This window comes from Exiguobacterium sp. KKBO11, from assembly GCF_001644945.1.
Taxonomy (GTDB): domain Bacteria; phylum Bacillota; class Bacilli; order Exiguobacteriales; family Exiguobacteriaceae; genus Exiguobacterium_A; species Exiguobacterium_A abrahamii.
The window spans coordinates 286,215-307,304 of record NZ_LUCU01000011.1; the positions used below are offsets into that span (position 1 = coordinate 286,215).

Genomic DNA, 21,090 nt, shown 5'->3' on the forward strand with positions numbered 1-21,090 from the left:
CGGTGTCCGACTAAAAATAAGAGGGGTCATCGCCTTTTATTCTTAAGCTGTGGAAAGCACCGGATCAACTTGTTATCAATAATAAATACAATATTCAGAAAAATCAATAGAATATTTTCAGACTATTTCAAAATTATTAAATTTATGTGTAATACCAACGTTTTTTTACGAAAAATTATTTTTATGTAAGGATAAAATTAGGATTTTTTAAAATTATTGAATACAAAAAGAACCAGTTGTATGAAACAACTGGTTCATAATCTCATTTCTGCTTTTGGACGTACTGAAGTGCTTCTGCGACGTGATCTTTTACTTTCACACTGCGCCATTCTTTGACGATTTCACCAGATTCATCAATTAAAAACGTTGAACGAACAATTCCAAAATATTCCTTTCCGTAGTTCTTTTTCAGTTGCCAGACACCATATTGCTCACACACTTCGTGATCGACATCTGATAACAATTGGAATGGTAATTCATATTTTGCGATAAAGTTTTGATGCCGTTTCTGACTATCGGCAGAAACACCGAGAATGACGGTGTTGTTCTCTTCGAACGCTTGCGTCGCATCGCGGAAATCACATGCCTCGGTCGTACAGCCAGGCGTTGAATCCTTCGGATAGAAATAGAGTACGACTTTTTTTCCACGATAATCCTCGAGGGAAATCGGTTCTCCTTTTGCATTCGGAAGGGTGAATGTAGGTGCTTGCATGAAAAATTCCTCCTTATCCTAATTCCATGTTTAATTGATCCGCATATTTCTCAAGCTTCTTTTGAAGACTCTCTTTTAATGGATCGAGTGCGATCAAGTACTTCTCATAATCCGTCCCGGCTTTCGCCGTCTTCATGAGGAGTGGCTGTTCTTCTTCATACCAGTCTGCGTAGTCTTGATAGTAATCAACGAGCGTCTCAGGGTTTCCTTCGTTCTTGAGCGCCTCACCATAAATCATCAGAATGTTACTGTTCATCTCGAGCGCCATATAATCGGTTTGCGCATTGACGCGAGAAAAGACGGCATCTTGCTCTTTTTCATCGGTTTTTCCGATCTCATCAGCCGCCTTCGCATTGACACCATACTCATCAGCGTTAAATCCAGTGAACATGTCACCAAGTGTCGAGAAGACGGACGGATCGAATGTCGTCGGTGTCAGGACGATCTTCCACTCGTCGTCTTTCTTCAATAACAGCTTCGATCCTCGGTTCGGGAGAATCGATCCTTTCGCATCCTTGAATTCGTGGATGATATAGGCGACGTCGCCCTTTTGGAACGACTTGACGACCTTACCGGGAACGACATTCAAGTTTTTCGCACCAACGGCAAGCGGTTCAAGTTGTTTTTCGTCACCCGTATATTCAATCGATGCAAGGTATTTTGCATCTGCTCGTCCGGATTGACCGAGCGTTTTTTCGTATGTTTGATAGACGTCAAGAACGGCTTGTTCAGCCTTCTGTTGTTTCGTTTCCGTCGTCTTCGGGGATTTGGTATCTGTAGAAGACGGGGAATCGTTTCCGCAACCGACGAGTACGAGACTGGTCGCAAGCAGCACTACGAGCGATCGTTTCATTCGAATTCCTCCTAAGATGAATGTTTCATGGTGCTTCCATAGCTAATCTTGTCTCTACCATACAGGAAATTCGCTTTTTTGAGTAGGATATCGGTACACTAAACGAAAGGGGAGTGATAGATATGAAAATTCATATTACAGATGAGGCATTGCAATACTTTAAAGATGAGATGGAAGCAAAATCAGGCGATACGATTCGCTTCTTCGCAAAATATGGTGGCTCAACGGATTTAACACAAGGTTTCTCGGTTGGTGTTCATATGGAAGAAGTCGAACGGGCAGCAGTCGAAGAAGTCGTCGATGGCATTCACTTCGTCGTCTCAGATCAAGATGATTGGTTATTCCAAGGGCAAGACGTCAAAGTTTCAATTGAACACGAAGAGATCGTCTTTTCACAAGCGAAGGAATAATTGATAACGGAGGAGCGACCAAATCGGTCGCTCCTCTATTTTTTTGACTAGAATAATTGTAAGCGGACTCATGCTTCTGTACAATGGAGAATGTAAGCGATTTAAAGTAGAGATTAAAGGGGGAATAGAGATGATTCCGTACAAACACGAACCATTCACGGACTTCTCACAAGAAGCAAACAAGAAAGCGTTCGAAGAGGCACTTGCACTCGTCACGCAAGAACTCGGCAAAGATTATCCGCTCGTCATCGGTGGAAAACATGTGACGACGGAAGATAAAATCGTCTCCGTCAATCCGGCTAACAAAGAAGAGATCGTCGGACGTGTCTCAAAAGCGACACAGGAACATGCAGAAGAAGCGATGCAAGCAGCAGTCACAGCTTTCGAAACATGGAAATTCGTCAATCCGTCTGTACGTGCGGACGTCCTATTCAAAGCAGCGAACATCATCCGTAAGCGGAAGCATGAGTTCTCTGCCTACCTCGTCAAAGAAGCAGGGAAGCCTTGGAATGAAGCCGATGCCGATACAGCAGAAGCAATCGACTTCCTCGAGTACTATGCACGTCAGATGCTCGTCTTAAAAGACGGTAAAAAAGTCGAGAGTCGTCCAGGCGAATACAACCGTTACGATTACATCCCACTCGGTGTTGGTGTCATCATCTCACCATGGAACTTCCCACTCGCGATCATGGCTGGAACAGCTGTCGCAGCAATCGTGGCAGGGAACCCGATCCTCTTGAAACCCGCATCGACGACACCGGTCGTCGCGGCGAAATTCGTCGAAGTGATGGAGCAGGCTGGTCTTCCGGCTGGTGTCTTGAACTTCGTACCAGGTTCAGGAGCAGAAGTCGGTGATTATCTCGTCGATCACCCGAAAACACGTTTCATCAGCTTCACGGGATCACGTGATGTTGGTCTTCGTATCAACGAGCGGGCATCGAAACTAAACGAAGGTCAAATCTGGCTCAAACGCGTCATCGCGGAAATGGGCGGAAAAGATACGATGGTCATCGATGAGTCGGCTGACCTCGATTACGCAGCGGACATGATCACGAAAGCGGCATTCGGATTCTCGGGTCAAAAATGTTCAGCTTGTTCACGTGTCGTCGCACTCGACTCTGTCTATGACGAGTTGCTCGAAAAAGTCGTCGCGAACACGAACAAACTGAGCATCGGTAACCCGACAGATGTCTCAAACAATGTCGGACCGGTCATTGACGCAGCAGCGTTCAAGAAAATCACGTCGTACTTCGACGTCGCAAAAGAAGAAGGACGTATCGTCGCAGGTGGTACGGCAGATGATTCAACAGGATTCTTCGTCTCACCGACAGTCGTCGCTGACGTTCAACCAACGGATCGTTTGATGCAAGAAGAGATCTTCGGACCAGTCGTCGCGTTCACGAAAGCGAAAGATTTCAAAGAAGCAATCGACATCGCGAACAACACGGAATACGGATTGACAGGTGCTGTCATCACGCAAGACCGGACGAACCAAGAGTACGCGCGTGCGAACTTCCACGTCGGTAACCTCTACTTCAACCGTGGGTGCACAGGCGCAATCGTTGGCTACCAACCATTCGGTGGATTCAACATGTCTGGAACGGATTCGAAAGCAGGCGGACCGGATTACTTGACTTTACATCTTCAAGCAAAAACAACTTCAGAAATGTTCTGAAATGGTGTTTAATAGATGAAACGGGTGTGCGACCTGCATGCCCGTTTTTCTTATATCACGAAAAAAAGGGGGAGCAAGGATGAACGGAATGTGGTTTGCGATTTTGCTGTATCTCGGACTGATGGTCGCACTAGGCGTCATTGCGTATTATCGGACGAAGAACATGAATGACTACATGCTTGGGGGACGTACGATTGGTCCCGTCGTCACGGCGCTCTCTGCTGGAGCAAGTGACATGAGTGGCTGGTTGTTGATGGGATTACCGGGTGCGATGTATGCAACTGGTCTGTCCAGTGGATGGATCGTCGTTGGTTTATTGCTTGGCGCTTATGCCAACTGGTTACTCGTCGCGCCGCGTCTGCGTGCGTATACGGCACATGCAGGGGATGCAATCACGATTCCCGATTACTTTGAAAAACGATTCCACGATAAAAGTGGCGTCTTGCGTACTGTTTCAGCTGGAGTTATCTTAATATTCTTTATAATGTACGCATCAAGTGGTTTTGTCGCGGGTGGTCGTTTGTTCGAAGCAGTCTTTGGTCTCGAGTACACGACGGGTCTTTGGATTCTAGCGGGCGTCGTCATCGCATACGTCTTCCTCGGTGGTTTCCTTGCTGTCAGTTGGACGGACGTCGTCCAAGGGATGATCATGGTCATCGCGTTGTTGATCGTACCTGCTGTTGCACTGACTTTAAGTGGTGGAATCAACGATACACTCGAGACGATCCGGTCAACGGATGGCTCGAAACTGGAACTCTTCAAAGGGACGACAACGATTGGTATCGTCTCGCTCCTCGCCTGGGGACTCGGGTATTTCGGTCAACCGCATATCATCGTTCGTTTTATGGCGATTCGGAACTTACACGAGATGAAGTCAGCACGTCGCGTCGGAATGATCTGGATGACATTCTCGATCGTTGGTGCGATGGTGACAGGTTTGATTGGTTATGCTTACTTCACGCAACAAAGTGCTGGACTAAAAAATCCAGAGAATGTCTTCATTCAATTATCACGTGATCTCTTCCCAGGATTCATTACGGGACTATTGCTGGCAGCATTACTCGCTGCGATCATGTCGACGATTTCGACGCAACTGCTCGTCTCTTCGAGTGCGGCGACGAATGATTTCTATCATCGATTCTTTAAACGCAGTGCCTCAGACCGCGAACTGATGATCATGGGTCGCGTCATGGTTCTCGTCGTAGCGGTTCTCGCGATTCTCTTATCGTTCGGCGCGCAGAAGTCGATCCTGACGCTCGTCGGATATGCGTGGGCTGGTTTTGGTTCAGCGTTCGGACCAGTCGTGCTGTTCAGCTTACTGTGGCGCCGGATGAACAAGACCGGAGCACTCGCTTCGATGATCACGGGATCCGTCGTCGTCATCGCATGGATCCTCATCAATCAGAACGTCGCCGGATTACCATCCTACATTTCAGAAATGTATGAGATGATTCCAGCATTCATCGCTTCGACGATCGCGCTCGTCATCGGTAGTCTCGTGACGAAGGAACCGAGTCAAGCCATCTATGACGAATTTGATCAGGTACAAGCGCAACTAAAAGGTGCAGAACCTGAGCGGAAGATCGTCTAATTAACAAAAAGGGATGTTTCCTGATTACAGGAGACATCCCTTTTTAATTCACTTCATACGTTGTTATTTACCATAAGCATATTTGTTGTACTTGTGCAAAATGAGCGTATAATGAAAACAAAAAGTGAGGTGAACGAGATGGCGACACAGCCACTTACACAAGATTTACCGAAAAAACGGACATATATTGGACCAGCGTTCGTCGCTGCCGTCGCGTATCTCGATCCGGGAAACTTCGCGACGAATATGACGGCAGGCGCTCAGTATGGCTATTTGCTGCTTTGGGTCATCGTTGCATCGAACTTGATGGCCGTCGTCATTCAGTTCCTATCAGCCAAGCTTGGAATCGTCAGTAATCTCAGTTTAGCGGAAGTGATCCGGGAGGAGTTATCGCCGGTCTCTCGCTTCTTCTACTGGGTACAAGCGGAGCTCGTCGCGATGGCAACCGATCTCGCAGAGTTCGTCGGGGCCGCACTCGGATTTCATTTACTGTTCGCAATCGATTTACGGATGGCGGCGCTTTTGACGGCAATCCTATCATTCGTCATCCTCGGCTTCGAGCAAAAAGGACTCCGGCATTTCGAAGCTGTCATCGCCGTACTCGTCTTAATCATCGCCGCTGCTTTTGCGATTGAAGTATTTGAAGTCCATCCGGTCTTTCGTGATCTATCGGCAGGGTTGTTACCGGGATTCGAAGGTACGTCGAGCATCGTCCTCGCTGCCGGGATGCTCGGAGCGACCGTCATGCCGCATGCGATCTATCTCCATTCCGATTTAACGAAACGACGGATGGGGCACGTTGCGAATAAATTGTCGATGTTACGGATTCAGCGTTTCGATATTTGGGGAGCGATGTTGATTGCCGGAGCGGTCAATGGAGCGATGCTCGTCATTGCTGCCAGTGTGTTTTACGGCACGACGTATCAAGCGGGTTCGCTTGAAGCGATCTACGAGGGACTTCATGTCACGCTCGGTGGCATTGCGCCATATCTGTTTGCGATTGCTTTACTCGTCTCGGGTCTCGCTTCTTCAAGTGTCGGGACGATGTCAGGGGACGCAATCATGCGTGGATTCCTTCATCTCCAATTACCGTTGTTCGTTCGACGGACCGTGACGATGTTACCGGCGATTGTGTTGCTGTTCTCCGGTTTTGATCCGACACGGGCACTCGTTCTCAGCCAGGTTGCCTTATCGTTCGGGATTCCGTTCGCTCTGATTCCGTTGATTCGGGCGACAGCAAGTGAGCGGTACATGGGAGAACACCGGAATAGTCGGTTCATGAACGCGTTGGCATGGGTGATCGTCTCGATCGTCATCGTCTTCAATATCTATCTGCTCGTCGATGTCTTAGTATGAATATTCAGTATTTTTGTTTCGTCTGATTTAAAGCGGGTATTTCATAACTAGAAGCTTTCCGCCCGGAAGCTTTGCTACCCCTATAGGACGATGGTGCGGACCTCCCCCCGATGCACCATCGTCTTTTTTGTCTGGACGAAAAGTGCTATGATTAGAAATAGTGTAAAATATATCGCAAAAGTTCCGGAGGTGGAATGACATGGCAAAGATTAATGAGGAGCAAGTCCGCCACGTGGCGCATTTGGCACGCCTTGCCGTGACAGATGAAGAAGTAGCACAATTCACAGGACAACTCGAGAAGATTCTTGGGTTCGCTGAACAATTAAATGAACTCGATACGACAGGCGTCGAACCGACGACTCATGTCCTCGATTTAAAGAACGTCCTACGTAAGGACGAAGTACGTCCATCACTTCCGCGTACGGAAGTAGAACGACTCGCACCCGATTGGGAAGACGGACAAGTCCGCGTCCCAGCGGTGTTTGAATAAGGAGGAAATGACCCGATGTCACTTTTTGAACATGGTGTCAAAACACTACACACACTCATTCAGGATGGCGAAGTCAAAGTTTCTGAACTCGTCCAAGAATCCTTTGATCAAATCGACCGTGTCGATGGAAAAATCGGTGCGTTTCTTTCATTGAACGAAGAAGCATTCGAGCAAGCAAAACGAATGGATGATGTCGCGAAACACGAAGCGAATCCATTGTTTGGTCTTCCAATCGGCGTCAAGGATAACATCGTCACGAAAGGGATGACGACGACATGTGGTTCGAAATTCCTCGAGAACTTCGTACCAGCTCATGATGCGACGGTCGTCGAGCGTCTGCATGAAGCAGGAGCGATCACGATCGGGAAATTGAACATGGATGAGTTCGCGATGGGTTCTTCAAACGAGAACTCAGCCTACAAACCGGTTCGCAACCCATGGAATACGAAACACGTTCCAGGTGGTTCTTCGGGTGGTTCAGCAGCAGCTGTCGCAGCAGGCGAAGTCTTGTTCAGCCTTGGTTCGGATACAGGTGGTTCGATTCGTCAACCGGCTGCCTATTGTGGTGTCGTCGGGTTGAAACCGACATACGGTCTCGTCTCACGCTTCGGTCTCGTTGCGTTCGCATCGTCTCTTGACCAAATCGGTCCGTTGACACGAACAGTCGAAGACAACGCGTATCTCTTGAGCGCGATCGCAGGACACTGTGAGATGGATTCGACGTCTGCGAACGTCGCAGCAACGGATTACACACAAGCGTTGACAGGTGATATCAAAGGTCTGAAGATTGCTGTTCCGAAAGAATACTTCGGTGAAGGTGTCAGTGAAGGTGTCAAAGCTAACATCCGTGAAGCAATCAAAAAACTCGAAGCACTCGGTGCGACAGTCGATGAGGTGTCACTCCCGAACTCGAAATATGCTCTTGCGACGTACTACTTACTCGCTTCATCAGAAGCATCATCGAACCTCGCGCGCTTTGACGGTATTCGTTACGGAGTCCGTGCGGAAGCGGACGCACTTGAAGATGTCTTCAAGTATTCCCGCTCACAAGGATTCGGAGACGAAGTCAAACGCCGGATCATGCTCGGAACGTATGCGCTCAGCTCAGGTTACTACGATGCCTACTATAAAAAAGCACAACAAGCGCGAACGTTGATCAAAAAGGATTTCGACGATGTCCTTGCGAACTATGACGTCATCATCGGACCAACAGCGCCGACACCAGCATTCGAACTCGGTGCACAACTGGATGATCCCGTCACGATGTATGCGAATGACATCTTGACGATTCCAATCAACTTAGCGGGTGTCCCAGCAATCTCGGTTCCAGCTGGATTCGTCGACGGTCTTCCGGTCGGCTTACAAATCATTGGAAAACATTTCGATGAGGCGACGATCTATCGCGCTGCGCATGCGTTTGAGCTTGCGACAGGTGGATTCGCGCTTCCGAAGTTATAAGGAGCGAATGTATCATGAACTTTGAAACGATCATCGGGATCGAGGTCCACGCCGAACTGAGCACGAACACGAAGATGTTCTGTGGTTGTGCGCGGGAATACGGCGCGGAGACGAACACGAAAACGTGTCCGATTTGTCTTGGACATCCGGGCGTCTTGCCGAAAATCAACGAAAAAGCCGTTGAACTCGCTGTTCGTGCAGCGATGGCACTTAACTGCCAAGTTGCCGATCAAACAAAATTCGACCGAAAGAACTATTTCTACCCAGATACGCCAAAAGCGTATCAAATCTCACAGTTCGATCAACCGATTGGCTTCGATGGCTACATTGATGCGGAAGTTGATGGCGAAACGAAGCGCTTCCGAATCGAACGTGTCCATCTGGAAGAAGATGCTGGTAAGATGAACCACACGGGTGCTAATCACTCAGTCGTCGACTTCAACCGGACAGGTGCGCCGCTCATCGAGATCGTCAGTGAAGCGGACATGCGTTCACCGAAAGATGCAGTCGCCTACCTCGAACGTCTCAAGGAAGTCTTGCAATATGCAGGCGTCTCGGACGTCAAGATGGAAGAAGGATCACTTCGTTGCGACTGTAACATCTCCGTTCGCCCATACGGACAAGAGAAGTTCGGTACAAAAACAGAACTTAAAAACTTGAACTCATTCGGAAACGTCTTAAAAGGTCTTGAGTTCGAAGAAGATCGTCACCGTAAGTTGTTGCTTGCAGGTGGTGTGATGCGTCAAGAAACACTTCGCTTCGATGAGACGAAAAAACAAACCGTCCTCATGCGTGTCAAAGAAGGGGCGTCGGATTACCGTTACTTCCCAGAGCCTGACCTCGTCAAGCTCGTGCTGGATCACGATTGGAAAGAAGCGATCCGTGCCGGTATTCCGGAACTTCCAGATGCCCGTCGCGTTCGTTACCAAGAAGAACTTGGTCTTTCAGCGTATGATGCGAAACAACTGACGGTCACACGTGAGATGGCAGAGTACTTTGAAGCGACTCTCGCAGCAGGCGCAGAGCCGAAAGCAGCAGCCAACTGGACGATCGGTGAGATCCAAGGTCATTTGAATAAATCGACGGAAACGTTCGAAACAGTCAAGATGACACCAGCTCGTCTGGCAGAGATGATCGACTTGATCGCAAGCGGTACGATTTCTTCGAAAATCGCCAAACAAGTCTTCACGGCCGTCATCGAAGAAGGTGTCGAGCCACGTGCATACGTCGAAGCAAACGGTCTTGCACAAATTTCAGACGAAGGATTGCTACGTGGTCTGATCGTCGAGATGTTCGAAGCGAACCCAGCCGTCGTCGAGGAATTACTCGGTGGACGTGACCGGAAGAAAGGCTTCGTCATCGGTCAAATCATGAAGAAAACAAAAGGAATGGCGAACCCTGCCCTCCTGGATCAACTCTTCTATGAAGAGCTTGAAAAATTAAAATAAGTAGCTGATCGAACAGCGTCCGTTCCTCCTTTACTTCTGCGAGGAAACGGACGCTGTCTTTTTTGGCTTTGTAATGTCTCGAGAGTTCATGTAAAATAAAACAGTTATGTATCAAATGAACGGTTGAGTCAAAAAGGAGAAAATCTTATGAGACCTAGAGCGCGCGTGATTTATAACCCGACTTCCGGGAAAGAGATGGTTAAACGAAATTTACCGTATATCCTCGACCGACTCGAAGCAGCGGGTTATGAGACATCTGTCTACTCGACGAAAGCGGTCGGCGATGCAACGTATGAAGCAGCACGAGCATGCGAAGCAGAATTTGATCTCGTCGTCGCAGCAGGCGGCGATGGTACGTTGAACGAAGTGATCAGCGGAATGGCTGCCTACAACAAACGTCCGAAGCTTGGTGTATTACCTGTTGGAACGACGAATGACTTTGGTCGGGCGATGCGTATTCCATTGACGATCGAAGGGGCGATGGATGTCATTTGCACAGGACATACGATGCCGGTCGATATCGGTAAGATTGAAGGATCGGCAGGCGTCCATTACTTCATCAACATCGCTGGTGGTGGCATCATGACAGAACTGTCGTACGAAGTGCCTTCGAAGCTGAAGACGGCACTCGGACAGCTCGCGTACTACGTCAAAGGGATGGAGAAACTTCCGCAAATCCGACCGACATATGTCGAACTGGAGCATGAAAAGGGTATATTCAAAGGAGAAGTCATGCTGTTCTTGACATCCAATACGAACTCTGTCGGCGGATTCGAGAAATTGTCACCGAACGCGTCACTCAATGACGGTCGGTTCGATCTCTTCATTCTCAAGAAATGTAACCTCGTCGAACTGATTCGTGTCATGCGTCTTGCCTTAAAAGGGGATCATTTCTCGGACCCTTGCATCGAGCATGTCACGACCTCATTCGTCCGCATGAAGAATACATCAGAGATGAGCTTGAACATCGATGGTGAGTTTGGCGGCATTTGCGAAGGCGAGATGACGAATCTTCGCTCTCATTTCGAAGTCATGACACCAAAGTTCCGGATCGAAGAGATGGAACAAATCAATACACAACTACAAGAAGCAGAAACGAACCTCGCGTGAAGCGAGGTTTTTAAGGAGGATATTCATGATTCCAGTACAAAAGAACGATGAACACGTCGTCGAGATCGTCGACCTGACGCATGAAGGATCAGGGGTCGCGCGCATCGATGGATATACGGTCTTCATCCCGGGCGCATTGCCGACGGAGCAGGTCAAGATCAAAATCACGAAAACGACGAAGTCTTACGGGTTCGGTCGTATCATCCGTCAAAAGACGAAGAGTGTCGATCGTGTCGAGCCACCTTGTCCGGTTTACAACCAGTGTGGCGGTTGCCAATTGCAACACTTGTCATACGATGCAGAACTCAAGTTCAAGCACAACCGTGTCCGTGACGCTTTCGCGCGCCTAGCAGGTCTTGAAATTCCCGTTCACGAGACGATCGGGATGGAAGATCCGTGGGGTTACCGCAATAAGGCGCAAGTACCGGTTGCCTTCCAATCGAACAAATTGATGGCTGGTTTCTATCAAAAACGGAGTCACCGGATCATCGATATGGACTACTGCTTAATCCAAAACAAAGAAAACGACGAAGCCGTCCAAGCGGTTCGTAAAGTCCTTGCTGACTTAAAAGTCCCAGCGTACGACGAGAAGAAAAAAGCAGGCGTCATCCGTCATATCATGGCACGTCATGGTTATCACACGAACGAGTTGATGGTCGTGCTTGTCACGAAGGTCAAACAACTTCGTGGTATCGATAAGATCGTTGAAGGAATCTTAAAGGCGTTACCAAACGTTACATCGATCCAGCACAACATCAACCCGGATGATACGAACGTCATTCTCGGGAAAAAGAACGTCGTCTTGTACGGACCGTCCGTCATCCGCGATCAAATCGCTGGATTGACGTATGAGATCTCACCGCATTCGTTCTTCCAAGTCAACCCGTTGCAAACAGAGAAACTCTACGCGAAAGCGCTCGAGTACGCTCAGTTGACAGGCGATGAGACAGTCGTTGATGCTTACTGTGGTATCGGTTCGATTTCCTTGTCACTCGCTAAACAAGCGAAGCACGTCTACGGCATCGAAATCGTACCGCAAGCAATCGATGACGCACGCCGGAACGCACAAGCGAACGGCATCGAGAACGTGACGTTCGAGTACGGTGCAGCTGAGAAGGTCATGCCAGATCTCGTTAAAGCCGGTATTCAACCGGACGTTATCGTCGTCGACCCACCACGTAAAGGCTGTGACGAAGAGTTCTTGCGTGCAGCAGCAGATGTCGCACCGAAGCGGATCGTTTACGTCTCATGTAACGCGTCGACACAAGCGCGCGACGCAAAGTTGTTAACAGAACTCGGGTATACACTCGTTGAAGTGACGCCGGTCGATATGTTCCCGCATACGACTCACGTCGAGAGCGTTGCCTTATTCGTCCGTAACTAAATCGTTTGAAGTGCCTCTTTCCGTTAAGGAAGGAGGCATTTTTTGATTGACCTGATGTATAAACAAAAGTAAATAAGAACCTCTATATGGTAAAATAATCAATTTATATATAAAAGTATAGGAGGGTTCATGATGACGACTAACGATGTTCAAGTGTATGCGACATTCCGGCTAGAGCAAGACGTATTGTATCGCTATCATACATATATCCAGTGGGGTGAGAGTGAGACGTCTCTCGGTGCGTGCCTGATGTTGAATCCAGGTTCTGCGACGGTGGATCCTACATTACGTCAGCAACTTGATACGGCAGGACAAGCGACGGGTCAAATTGGTCGATTGGATGAGACGATGCGACAAATCATCCGGATCGTAGAAGGTATCTACGAAGGACAAGCCTTATCGGGACGCTTTCATCTATACAATCTATTCCCGATGCAACATGGCAATGATGTCACATCGATCAATCGTTTCGAAGAACTCTGTCAGGAAACCTCTTTTGAAAAGCAGACGTTGTTTGCGTCAGTCGAAGAATTGCGTCGACATCCTTTCGTGATCACGGGATGGGGCGTCCGAAGTCATCTTGTTCGCTGGACACATCTGCGACAAGCGAAAGAAGAATGGTTGAAGCGTCTTGAAGCGTCGGGTATTCCTCACTTTGGTATCAAGCATCCACGAACAGATGATTTTTATCATCTGTGTCCGAATCTCGTTGCTAGCCGGGAAACGATCAAAGAGCAAATCATCGCGCGACATCGTGAAGTCATGGTACCGAGTCGGAAGCGTCAATGGGAGCGAATCCTTCTATACCGGATGGAAGGTGGACGTATCACCCTGATGAGGCGCAAACGATCTGATGATACGTGGGTCTTCATGAGAACGACGGATGAGACAGCATTACTCGAAGAGGGGGATGTATCTGCGAAGACCTCTTCTGAGATCGTCGAACGATGGGACGACGTGGTAGAACATCTCCTCGGTGAGGTCGTCTTATCGTTACGCCCTAATTTCGTTCACCCTGAATTTGAAGAGCGGATTGCACCGTATCGTAGACGATGATACGAAAAAGGAGAAAGAGCGCAAAAGCGCATCTTTCTCCTTTTTCATTGTGTCTCCTTATTCAGCATCTTCAGCATCTGCTGAGCTTGCATTCGGGAACAACTCAGCAAGAACACGTTCACTTGCCGTACCGTCATCCAAACTACAGAATCGCTCGAGGAAGCGATCGTATTTTTCTTGGTAAGCGACGGATTTCGTATCGATCTGTTCGATATAATCGATGACTTGATCCGTTTCCTTCAAGAGTGGTCCTGGAACGACTTCTTCGAAATCGAAATAGAATCCACGTAACGTCGACGCATATTTCTCCAGGTCGTACGTAAAGAAGATCATCGGACGTTGTAAGTGGGCGTAATCGAAGAAGACAGACGAGTAGTCAGTGATCAAGACGTCACTGATCAAATACAACTCTGCGATATCGCCATACGAAGAGACGTCGTAGGCGAAGCCTTCGTGTCCACTGATATCCATGTTTTGCGCAATCAAGTAATGCATCCGGAGCAAGACGACATAATCGTCACCGAGTCGGGCCTGCATCTCATTCAAGTCGAGTTGGAGATCGAAGCGGTATTTTCCGCGCGCGATGAACTCGTCATCTCGCCATGTCGGTGCGTACAAGACGACTTTCTTATCAGCTGGGATATCAAGACGTGCTTTGATTTCACTGATGAGACCAGCTTGATCGTCCGCATACAAGAGATCGTTTCGCGGATAACCTGTCTCAAGCATCGTATTTTGGAACCCGAACGCACTCTTGAAGATTTCGCTCGAATAGGCATTCGGAGAAATCAAGTAATTCCATTCCTGTGCTTGATTGTAGAAGTTCCGTTTGTAGCGCGTCGCGTTCGTTCCTGCCATGTGGACTTCTTCCATATCGAGACCTAGTCGTTTTAATGGTGTGCCGTGCCATGTTTGAAGGTAGATCGTTTCTTCGCGTTTCGTTAAGCTGAGCGGTTGACGTGTATTGAAAATCCAGTACTTCGCACGTGCCATCGCTTGGTAATACGCGAAGCTGTTTTTGAGCACCCAGTTTGGGCAAGCTTCCTTGACGTCATCTGAAGGCTCATTCGCGAAAATCCAGACGAGCTCAAGTTCAGGGCGTTGTTCTTTTAATTTCAGATAAAGGGCCTTCGGATTATCGGAATAGCTTCGTCCAAGGAAACTCTCGAATAAGACAAGGTTCTCTTTAACCGGCATCTTTTGGAACAGACGATAGAGCATGAGACCGTTCTTGATTTTTTTACGTCGTGCCGTCCGTAATGTCTGCTTTGTCTTAACAGCAGTGATATATGAACGGAACATGATATACGAACCCGTCGACCATGCCTGCAGATACTTGCTTTGTGTCTTCGCCCGTCTCAAGTCGTAAGCGACATGACGGAAGACGTCGGTCTGCTGGCTTTTTGATGTACTGCGCTCAAGCAATGCTCGACCACGTTTTGAGATGAAACGTTTGTACCACGTATTTAAGAATTTTTGAACGTCGTTATCCTTCGTATGGGCAGATAACATACCGTAGATCCGTGAGATATCGGATAATGTCGTGATATCACGCGCTTGGTAGAGCGATTGTCCTTCAAGTGGCGTACTACGTGAGTTTCGACCATAGACGACATAACTGACCGATGTCAGGTTCGTCAGTTTCGAAATGATGGTATGGGCGATAATCGTATCGGCGAACCATCGTGTCTCAAGAACAGGTAGATCATTGAGCAAGTCCTTTTTAATCATCCAGCCGTGAATCGTCGTCAAATGACGCGAATTGAACTTCGTACGAGTATAGAAGAAATAACGATCATCATCGATCGGCATGAGCCATTTTTTCTTGTTGTAGACAGGTGAGACCTTACCGATGATGACTTCACCGCGTGATTTCTCATAAGCTTTGATATACGTATAGAGTGCACGTGGTGCGAGGATATCATCACTATCGAGGAAGGTAACGTAGTCACCTGTCGCGACTTCAAGACCACGTCGACGTGCTGCGTAAGTTCCTTGATGCGCCTGTTCCACGATCGTACATGTCGGATAGAGAGAACGGAGCTCATCGATGTATGTGCTTGGTCCGTCAAAGACGACGACGATTTCCACCGGGATCGACACCTTCTGGTCGAGAACGGATTGAATGGCTGCCTTCGTTTGTGATTCAGTTTGATAGACAGGAATGATGACACTAATTGAGTTCATGTTGATTCTCCTTTTTGATGAAAGAATCCGTCAAAAACGGATTCACGAAAATAGTTCCTGTTGAATAGGATATCACAAAACGAAAAAAAGGCACGACTCTCTTAAAATTCACTTCGTTGCCGGTAATGTGTCGGTGTCTCGCCAGTCGTCTGTTTGAAGGCTTGACTGAAATGACTTTGGCTTGAGAAGTGCAACTTATTTGAGATCGTCAGCAACGAGTCGTCGGACGAGCGCAGGAGACGCTTCGCTTCCCGAATGCGTTCCCGGATGACATACCGGGCGAGTGGCAGACCGGTCTCATCCTTAAACAGAACGGACAAGTAATTGGACGAGACATGAATGGCTTGGCTGATTGATGAGACGGACAACGGTTCATACAGGTGTTGCTGAATATAGCGAATCGCAGCGAGTACATGAGGCGAGTGCCGCAGCGCTTGGAGTTCCTTGACGGCTTCTGCGAACGAAACTGTAATCCGGACATGACGATTCCGGAGTTCGGCAATGCTCGTCGCGGCTTCGATTGTCTCAATCATCCGGTCGCTTAGGGAAAACGCTTCGTCCGGTTCTAGTCCACCGCGAATCGCAGCGCGTGCGCTCAATAGGACGGTTCCGAGCAACAGGTTCTTTTCTGCGCGTAACGGTTGATGCCGTGCGAGTGTGCCGAATTCACCATAAGCAGGTAACGAATAAGTCGTTGCGAGTCGCTCGCTTTGACCCGTCGCGATCCAGTCGATGATTTGTTGCTCCCGTTGCCATGCTTTTCGGTACGCGGTCACCCCTGTATGGGACGGTGCATCCGCAACGAGTGGGATTTCAGCTTCCTGAATATCAGACAGTTGTTCGATTTCTCGCTTCGGCAATGGTTCCCCGTGCAACAAGCGATACATCAGGTGAGCACAGTCAATCAATCGGTTCTCCGTCGTACGTGGCAAGACCTTATAAAACTGGTGATAGGCTTCATCTTGGATATGCGCCCGAAAGAGAGCAGATTGTAATAGAACAGGACCGATTCGATACATACCTTGTTCCGGAACGTCAAAAAAGAGGTAGGCTGTACCGTCTTTCAGGGTATAGAGTAAAGGAGTCTTTTTAAGGACGGGCCATTCATTCTCAATCGGCAAGGTTCCCGGATGAGGTGGAGCTTCTGGACGTAGAGCAAGCGGAGTACCATTACGATCTCGGTACGTGACGAAAAAACCGGTCATTCCGTAAAGGTGCTCTGCGATTTGCGTCAAGTCGGATGTCGACAAGCGATTCATGACACGACTCCTTTCGAAATAAAGTGGATTGCTTCTAGTGTATGTCCTCTTTCGCGGATAGTCGAGAACGAACCAAGAAAAAACGAAGCCTTCCGAAAAAGGCTTCACTATCAAGTCGATCGGATGGAACTGAGGAGTCTTTTGAATCTGAATCGTGTCGTTCAACATCCAGTAATGTGTTAGTTGCTTCTTTAGGCAAAAATGATTGTTTTGGACAGATGATTTCTGCAATGAGTTCATTCGTCAAAGCGAAAATCGTTTTTACGGTGTCAGAGGTTTCTTTCATTCGTTGGATCAGTGCCTAAACGTCACTGGTCAGTTTTCATGTCTACTTGGAATATTGGAATATAGTATAACTAAATATGAAAGAATTATGTAGAGATTTTCATCATTTGAGAAATGAATCAACGCGGGGTTCATGATAAAATGAAAAGGGTGTCACAGAGTGGCTAGGGAGGAACAGAAATGAATATTGCTTTTTTCTTATTACCTAAAGATGAGGTGAAATATTTAGATCCTGAGTCAACGGTCAGACAAGCACTAGAAAAGATGAAACATCATCGTTTTACGTCGGTCCCACTCGTTGACAGTAAAGGGAAATACGCAGGAACGCTGACAGAAGGCGATATCTTGTGGGCACTCGAAGCAAATCTCGAGCATGCTGATTACGACCACGTTTTACAGACACGATTAACTGATATTAAACAACGTGTCCGTTATAAACCAGTTTCAATTACAGCGCAGATGGAAGAGATGATTGAAGTCATTACGGATCAAAACTTCGTGCCCGTCATTGATGATGGCAAACATTTTATCGGCATCATCCGACGGCGTGATATCATCGATTATTTTGCTAAAAAAGTAGCGCGGGAGAACGTCAGTTATTAAAAATGAATAAAACTAGTAAAAAAAGCACTGATTTTCACAGAAATGTGGGAAGAAGTGCTTTTTATTGACCCAAAACGACTTCACGAAATGGGAGGAGGCGACGATATAGAAGCATAATGACAATTTAGGGAGGACGATGTGTTGCGACGTTTATCACCAGTCTTCATCGTAGAAGCTTTTCGAAGACGCTCCTACTATAAAACGTTCTCATGGATGATTGCGATCATCGGTCTGGTAGCGTTGATCGTCGCGTGTCAGCATTTGACGAAAACGTTAGATGAAGGGTATCGCTTCAAGGCATCGGGGAAAACGATTGCCGAAGTGACACCTTTTAATCATGCCGAACAGGAAGTGACGCGCTACTATCTATCGTCTTTGAATGACGATGCCGATTTGACGCAAGCTTCAGAGCGGGCGAATCGATCGCTTGAACAATTGACGGACCGGTTTCCGGATATGAAAGCGACCGAGTCGACACGCGAAGAAGTCCTGACAGAAATCAAAAAACTACAACGCCAAGGATACGAATCGAATCATCGTTTTTTCACGACGATGACGAACTTCAAAAGTGAAATCATATTCAATCAGCTCGTGCTGAGTAAAGAAACAGGGTCTTATTATAATGTGTTCTCCAATCTGATTTTAATGGAAGAACAACTGGGTAAATCCGCTGAAATCTTGAAGAATGCTCGACAAAAGGAAGAACCTAGTTCCATTGATCAGTTACGGATTCAACAGATGCGGATTGATTTACCTTTGCGACAAGACTCGCTCATCAAATCCTTGTATGACGTGATTCCGCTTCAAAATGACGCAGGACGTCAGGATATCGCAATCATGCGGGAACAGATGGATGCCTACACACAAACGCTCGATGATCTATTACGTGCTCCGAAAGATTCGACGTACGTTGCGTTAGCGAATCAAGCCGAACAATATGAATCCAGTATGTATCGTCTATACGATCAAGAACTTAAGCAAGTCGCGCAAGAAATGCAAGATCGAGGTAATCAAATCATTCGTAATGCCTGGCTTCTGTTTGGCGCAACCGGTGTCTTGATTCTTGGGTTGTTGATGTTGACCTTATCGTTATTACGCGCGTTTCGCCAAGATCTTTCTTTATTGAAGGGAGAAGCGAATACCTTCGCGGAAGACCGCCGACAATCCGGTTATCACGTACCGGCGCGAAATGATTTCCAGCCCGTCGTCCAAGCTTTTCGGACGATGACAGCCATCATCGCCGGGTTGCTCGATTACAATGACGCGAAGACGAAAGAAATCAAACAGAAAAAAGCGGAAATCGAATCGCTCTTTTCCCAAAATACCGATCCGATCCTTGCAATGTCATCGGATTACACGATCGTGAACGGAAATGAACGTTTTCGACAATTAACGAACGCGACAGCGGGGTGGACGATTGAAGAACTGATTCATCCGGCTGATTTGAATCGGATGCGCCGAGCGTTGAGACGATCGCTGGAAGGGCAGAGTCAGACGATTCGTTGTAAGATGCTCTTTGATGAAAAGATTTTGAACATGTTCGTCAATATCATCCATGTCGCCAATAAAGAGGACGATACAGGTGTTGCCCTCTACTTATCCTGTCATGATGAGACGGATCAGTTCCGACGGGAAGAACGGATCACACAACTAGCACTCTTCGATATGTTGACGGGCTTGTTGAACCGGAATGGTTTCGAGCAAAAGATGGCAGATGCCCTAAAAGCACCTCAACCGGGAGAACTCGTCACGATCAGCGTCCGGCAATTCCGACGAATCAATGACATCTACGGACATGGGGCGGGAGATCAGATTCTAAAAGATCTCGCAAATCGCCTCAAGCATCATTTCATCGGAACCGGACAAGCGGCGCGGATTGGTGGAGATGAATTCGCCGTGCTGGTCGCACAACAGGATATCGTCGATTACCAGAAGTTAAAGCAGGTCATCGAACATGTCTATGAGATCAACGGAGAATACGTCAATGTCAGCATCAGTATGAGCATGGTCCGCTACCCGGATGATGCGGTGGCCGTCACCTCCTTATTATCCTCAGTCGACATCGCGATGCAGCATGCGAAACAACAAACAGAGGGTGGACCGGTCTGGTTCGAGTCCTGGATGAGTGCGGAGTATCTTGAATCGGTCGCCCTCGAAGCGGAATTACGAGAAGCGATCGAGAAGAACGAGCTACAATTGTTCTATCAACCACAGATTAATCTCGCGACAGGTCAGGTCGATGGCTGTGAAGCACTCTTGCGCTGGTTCCATCCTGAACGGGGAATGATTAGTCCGGCAATCTTCATTCCGATTGCTGAACGATCGATGTTGATTGAAGAAATCGGGATGTGGGTCGTTGCCGAGACGGTCCGACAAGTCGAAGAGTGGAAGGATACGGAACTCGGAGTACTACGTGTCTCCGCGAACTTATCCGTCAAAGAACTCGTCTCCGGTCGGATCGTCGATTATCTGACCGATGTCCGAGAGATTCATTCAGGGATTGAACAACGGATGGAACTTGAAATTACGGAATCGTTTGGTGTCTTTTCAGACACACGCGTGTTTGATGCCTTACAGACGTTGCACCAGATGGGATATCGTCTTGCGATTGACGACTTTGGTACTGGTTATTCTTCCTTGTCGTACTTAAGTCGATTACCGATCCAACGGCTGAAAATTGATCGTTCGTTCATCAGTGGTCCGGATGCCTGTTCAAACGCACCGCTCATCGAGACGATCATCAAGCTTGCTCATACGTTGAAGTATGACGTCGTCGCTGAAGGAATCGAGGAACTTGAACAAGCGGATCATTTACGAGTTCTTGACTGTGAGTATGCGCAAGGATTCTATTATTCAAGACCGATTCCAGCCGACGAGTTTCGGGTCTGGTACGGGAAGTACCATGAAAAGCTTCTATCTGAGTGAAATGAGTCCTGACGTCGTTTTACGAACGTTTTTGTCATCCTTGCTTTCCACGGGCGGGAGGTAAGCCGCGGCACCACGCACTTCATACGGTGTGCCGGGTCTTACCTAACCCTGACGAAAGCGGAAGTCATACTTTCTTTTCCTGTAGGAGTCAAGGATGAACAAATACAAATACGTTCTATAATCATGTAGCAAAAAAGAAGAGGCGTTTTCCAGATGATATTCTGGAAAATGCCTCTTCTTTTATTGATGTTGCTCGAGATGTTCTGACTTTTAGTCAGTACGACC

General features: G+C 47.7%; 16 protein-coding genes. 12 read left to right on the forward strand and 4 right to left on the reverse strand.

The genetic code is table 11. From position 1 onward, the window contains the following. Positions 1-262: 262 nt before the first annotated feature. Together bcp and AYO36_RS01660 are read right to left on the reverse strand one after the other, a co-directional pair. Positions 263-712 (reverse strand): thioredoxin-dependent thiol peroxidase, encoded by a 450-nt coding sequence (gene bcp, locus AYO36_RS01655; protein WP_064299362.1) that lies wholly within the window; start codon positions 710-712, stop codon positions 263-265. 13 nt (positions 713-725) lie between these two features. Continuing rightward, on the reverse strand, positions 726-1,565 hold the full coding sequence (locus tag AYO36_RS01660) for a hypothetical protein (protein WP_064299363.1): 840 nt from the start codon (positions 1,563-1,565) through the stop codon (positions 726-728). A 122-nt stretch (positions 1,566-1,687) separates the two neighbouring features. On the opposite strand from AYO36_RS01660, the gene AYO36_RS01665 reads away from it, so the two are divergent. The 10 genes from AYO36_RS01665 (at position 1,688) to AYO36_RS01710 (ending at position 13,543) form a co-directional block, all read left to right on the forward strand. Next, on the forward strand, positions 1,688-1,975 hold the full coding sequence (locus tag AYO36_RS01665) for a HesB/YadR/YfhF family protein (protein WP_023469340.1): 288 nt from the start codon (positions 1,688-1,690) through the stop codon (positions 1,973-1,975). Between the two features lie 130 nt (positions 1,976-2,105). Then, complete coding sequence (gene pruA / locus AYO36_RS01670; protein ID WP_029342578.1) at positions 2,106-3,650, forward strand: L-glutamate gamma-semialdehyde dehydrogenase; 1,545 nt, start codon at positions 2,106-2,108, stop codon at positions 3,648-3,650. 79 nt (positions 3,651-3,729) lie between these two features. Further along, complete coding sequence (gene putP / locus AYO36_RS01675; protein ID WP_064299364.1) at positions 3,730-5,241, forward strand: sodium/proline symporter PutP; 1,512 nt, start codon at positions 3,730-3,732, stop codon at positions 5,239-5,241. A gap of 111 nt (positions 5,242-5,352) precedes the next feature. After that, positions 5,353-6,597, forward strand: coding sequence for an Nramp family divalent metal transporter (locus AYO36_RS01680; protein ID WP_082874145.1), 1,245 nt, complete (start codon positions 5,353-5,355; stop codon positions 6,595-6,597). Positions 6,598-6,796: 199 nt separating this feature from the next. Then, a complete protein-coding gene (gatC, locus tag AYO36_RS01685; protein WP_023469336.1) occupies positions 6,797-7,087 on the forward strand; it encodes an Asp-tRNA(Asn)/Glu-tRNA(Gln) amidotransferase subunit GatC in 291 nt (96 codons plus the stop codon). A gap of 15 nt (positions 7,088-7,102) precedes the next feature. Beyond that, positions 7,103-8,545, forward strand: a complete 1,443-nt coding sequence (gatA, locus tag AYO36_RS01690; RefSeq protein WP_058264632.1) for an Asp-tRNA(Asn)/Glu-tRNA(Gln) amidotransferase subunit GatA — start codon at positions 7,103-7,105, stop codon at positions 8,543-8,545. Positions 8,546-8,559: 14 nt separating this feature from the next. Next, positions 8,560-9,993, forward strand: a complete 1,434-nt coding sequence (gatB, locus tag AYO36_RS01695; RefSeq protein ID WP_035396151.1) for an Asp-tRNA(Asn)/Glu-tRNA(Gln) amidotransferase subunit GatB — start codon at positions 8,560-8,562, stop codon at positions 9,991-9,993. Positions 9,994-10,140: 147 nt separating this feature from the next. Then, positions 10,141-11,103, forward strand: coding sequence for a diacylglycerol kinase (locus AYO36_RS01700; RefSeq protein WP_029342573.1), 963 nt, complete (start codon positions 10,141-10,143; stop codon positions 11,101-11,103). 25 nt (positions 11,104-11,128) lie between these two features. After that, complete coding sequence (gene rlmD, locus AYO36_RS01705; protein ID WP_035396153.1) at positions 11,129-12,487, forward strand: 23S rRNA (uracil(1939)-C(5))-methyltransferase RlmD; 1,359 nt, start codon at positions 11,129-11,131, stop codon at positions 12,485-12,487. Between the two features lie 132 nt (positions 12,488-12,619). Further along, positions 12,620-13,543: a hypothetical protein gene (locus AYO36_RS01710; RefSeq protein ID WP_064299366.1), complete on the forward strand. Its 924-nt coding sequence runs from the start codon at positions 12,620-12,622 to the stop codon at positions 13,541-13,543. 57 nt (positions 13,544-13,600) lie between these two features. Here AYO36_RS01710 and AYO36_RS16615 read toward each other — a convergent pair whose 3' ends face one another. After that, a complete protein-coding gene (locus AYO36_RS16615; RefSeq protein WP_082874146.1) occupies positions 13,601-15,730 on the reverse strand; it encodes a bifunctional glycosyltransferase/CDP-glycerol:glycerophosphate glycerophosphotransferase in 2,130 nt (709 codons plus the stop codon). Positions 15,731-15,831: 101 nt separating this feature from the next. After that, on the reverse strand, positions 15,832-16,989 hold the full coding sequence (locus tag AYO36_RS01720) for a helix-turn-helix domain-containing protein (protein WP_064299367.1): 1,158 nt from the start codon (positions 16,987-16,989) through the stop codon (positions 15,832-15,834). Positions 16,990-17,454: 465 nt separating this feature from the next. Between AYO36_RS01720 and AYO36_RS01725 the strand changes: the two genes are divergently transcribed. Then, positions 17,455-17,877 carry a CBS domain-containing protein gene (locus tag AYO36_RS01725; RefSeq protein WP_064299368.1) on the forward strand — a complete coding sequence of 141 codons (423 nt, stop codon included), beginning with the start codon at positions 17,455-17,457 and terminating at the stop codon, positions 17,875-17,877. 138 nt (positions 17,878-18,015) lie between these two features. Then, positions 18,016-20,802, forward strand: a complete 2,787-nt coding sequence (locus AYO36_RS01730) for a putative bifunctional diguanylate cyclase/phosphodiesterase (protein WP_064299369.1) — start codon at positions 18,016-18,018, stop codon at positions 20,800-20,802. Positions 20,803-21,090 lie beyond the last annotated feature (288 nt).

Excerpts from the sequence above, each read along its gene's own strand:
- bcp (WP_064299362.1), bottom strand. The coding sequence starts at position 712 with ATGCAAGCACCTACATTCACCCTTCCGAATGCAAAAGGAGAACCGATT.
- AYO36_RS01660 (WP_064299363.1), bottom strand. The coding sequence starts at position 1,565 with ATGAAACGATCGCTCGTAGTGCTGCTTGCGACCAGTCTCGTACTCGTC.
- AYO36_RS01665 (WP_023469340.1), top strand. The coding sequence starts at position 1,688 with ATGAAAATTCATATTACAGATGAGGCATTGCAATACTTTAAAGATGAG.
- pruA (WP_029342578.1), top strand. The coding sequence starts at position 2,106 with ATGATTCCGTACAAACACGAACCATTCACGGACTTCTCACAAGAAGCA.
- putP (WP_064299364.1), top strand. The coding sequence starts at position 3,730 with ATGAACGGAATGTGGTTTGCGATTTTGCTGTATCTCGGACTGATGGTC.
- AYO36_RS01680 (WP_082874145.1), top strand. The coding sequence starts at position 5,353 with ATGAAAACAAAAAGTGAGGTGAACGAGATGGCGACACAGCCACTTACA.
- gatC (WP_023469336.1), top strand. The coding sequence starts at position 6,797 with ATGGCAAAGATTAATGAGGAGCAAGTCCGCCACGTGGCGCATTTGGCA.
- gatA (WP_058264632.1), top strand. The coding sequence starts at position 7,103 with ATGTCACTTTTTGAACATGGTGTCAAAACACTACACACACTCATTCAG.
- gatB (WP_035396151.1), top strand. The coding sequence starts at position 8,560 with ATGAACTTTGAAACGATCATCGGGATCGAGGTCCACGCCGAACTGAGC.
- AYO36_RS01700 (WP_029342573.1), top strand. The coding sequence starts at position 10,141 with ATGAGACCTAGAGCGCGCGTGATTTATAACCCGACTTCCGGGAAAGAG.
- rlmD (WP_035396153.1), top strand. The coding sequence starts at position 11,129 with ATGATTCCAGTACAAAAGAACGATGAACACGTCGTCGAGATCGTCGAC.
- AYO36_RS01710 (WP_064299366.1), top strand. The coding sequence starts at position 12,620 with ATGACGACTAACGATGTTCAAGTGTATGCGACATTCCGGCTAGAGCAA.
- AYO36_RS16615 (WP_082874146.1), bottom strand. The coding sequence starts at position 15,730 with ATGAACTCAATTAGTGTCATCATTCCTGTCTATCAAACTGAATCACAA.
- AYO36_RS01720 (WP_064299367.1), bottom strand. The coding sequence starts at position 16,989 with ATGAATCGCTTGTCGACATCCGACTTGACGCAAATCGCAGAGCACCTT.
- AYO36_RS01725 (WP_064299368.1), top strand. The coding sequence starts at position 17,455 with ATGAATATTGCTTTTTTCTTATTACCTAAAGATGAGGTGAAATATTTA.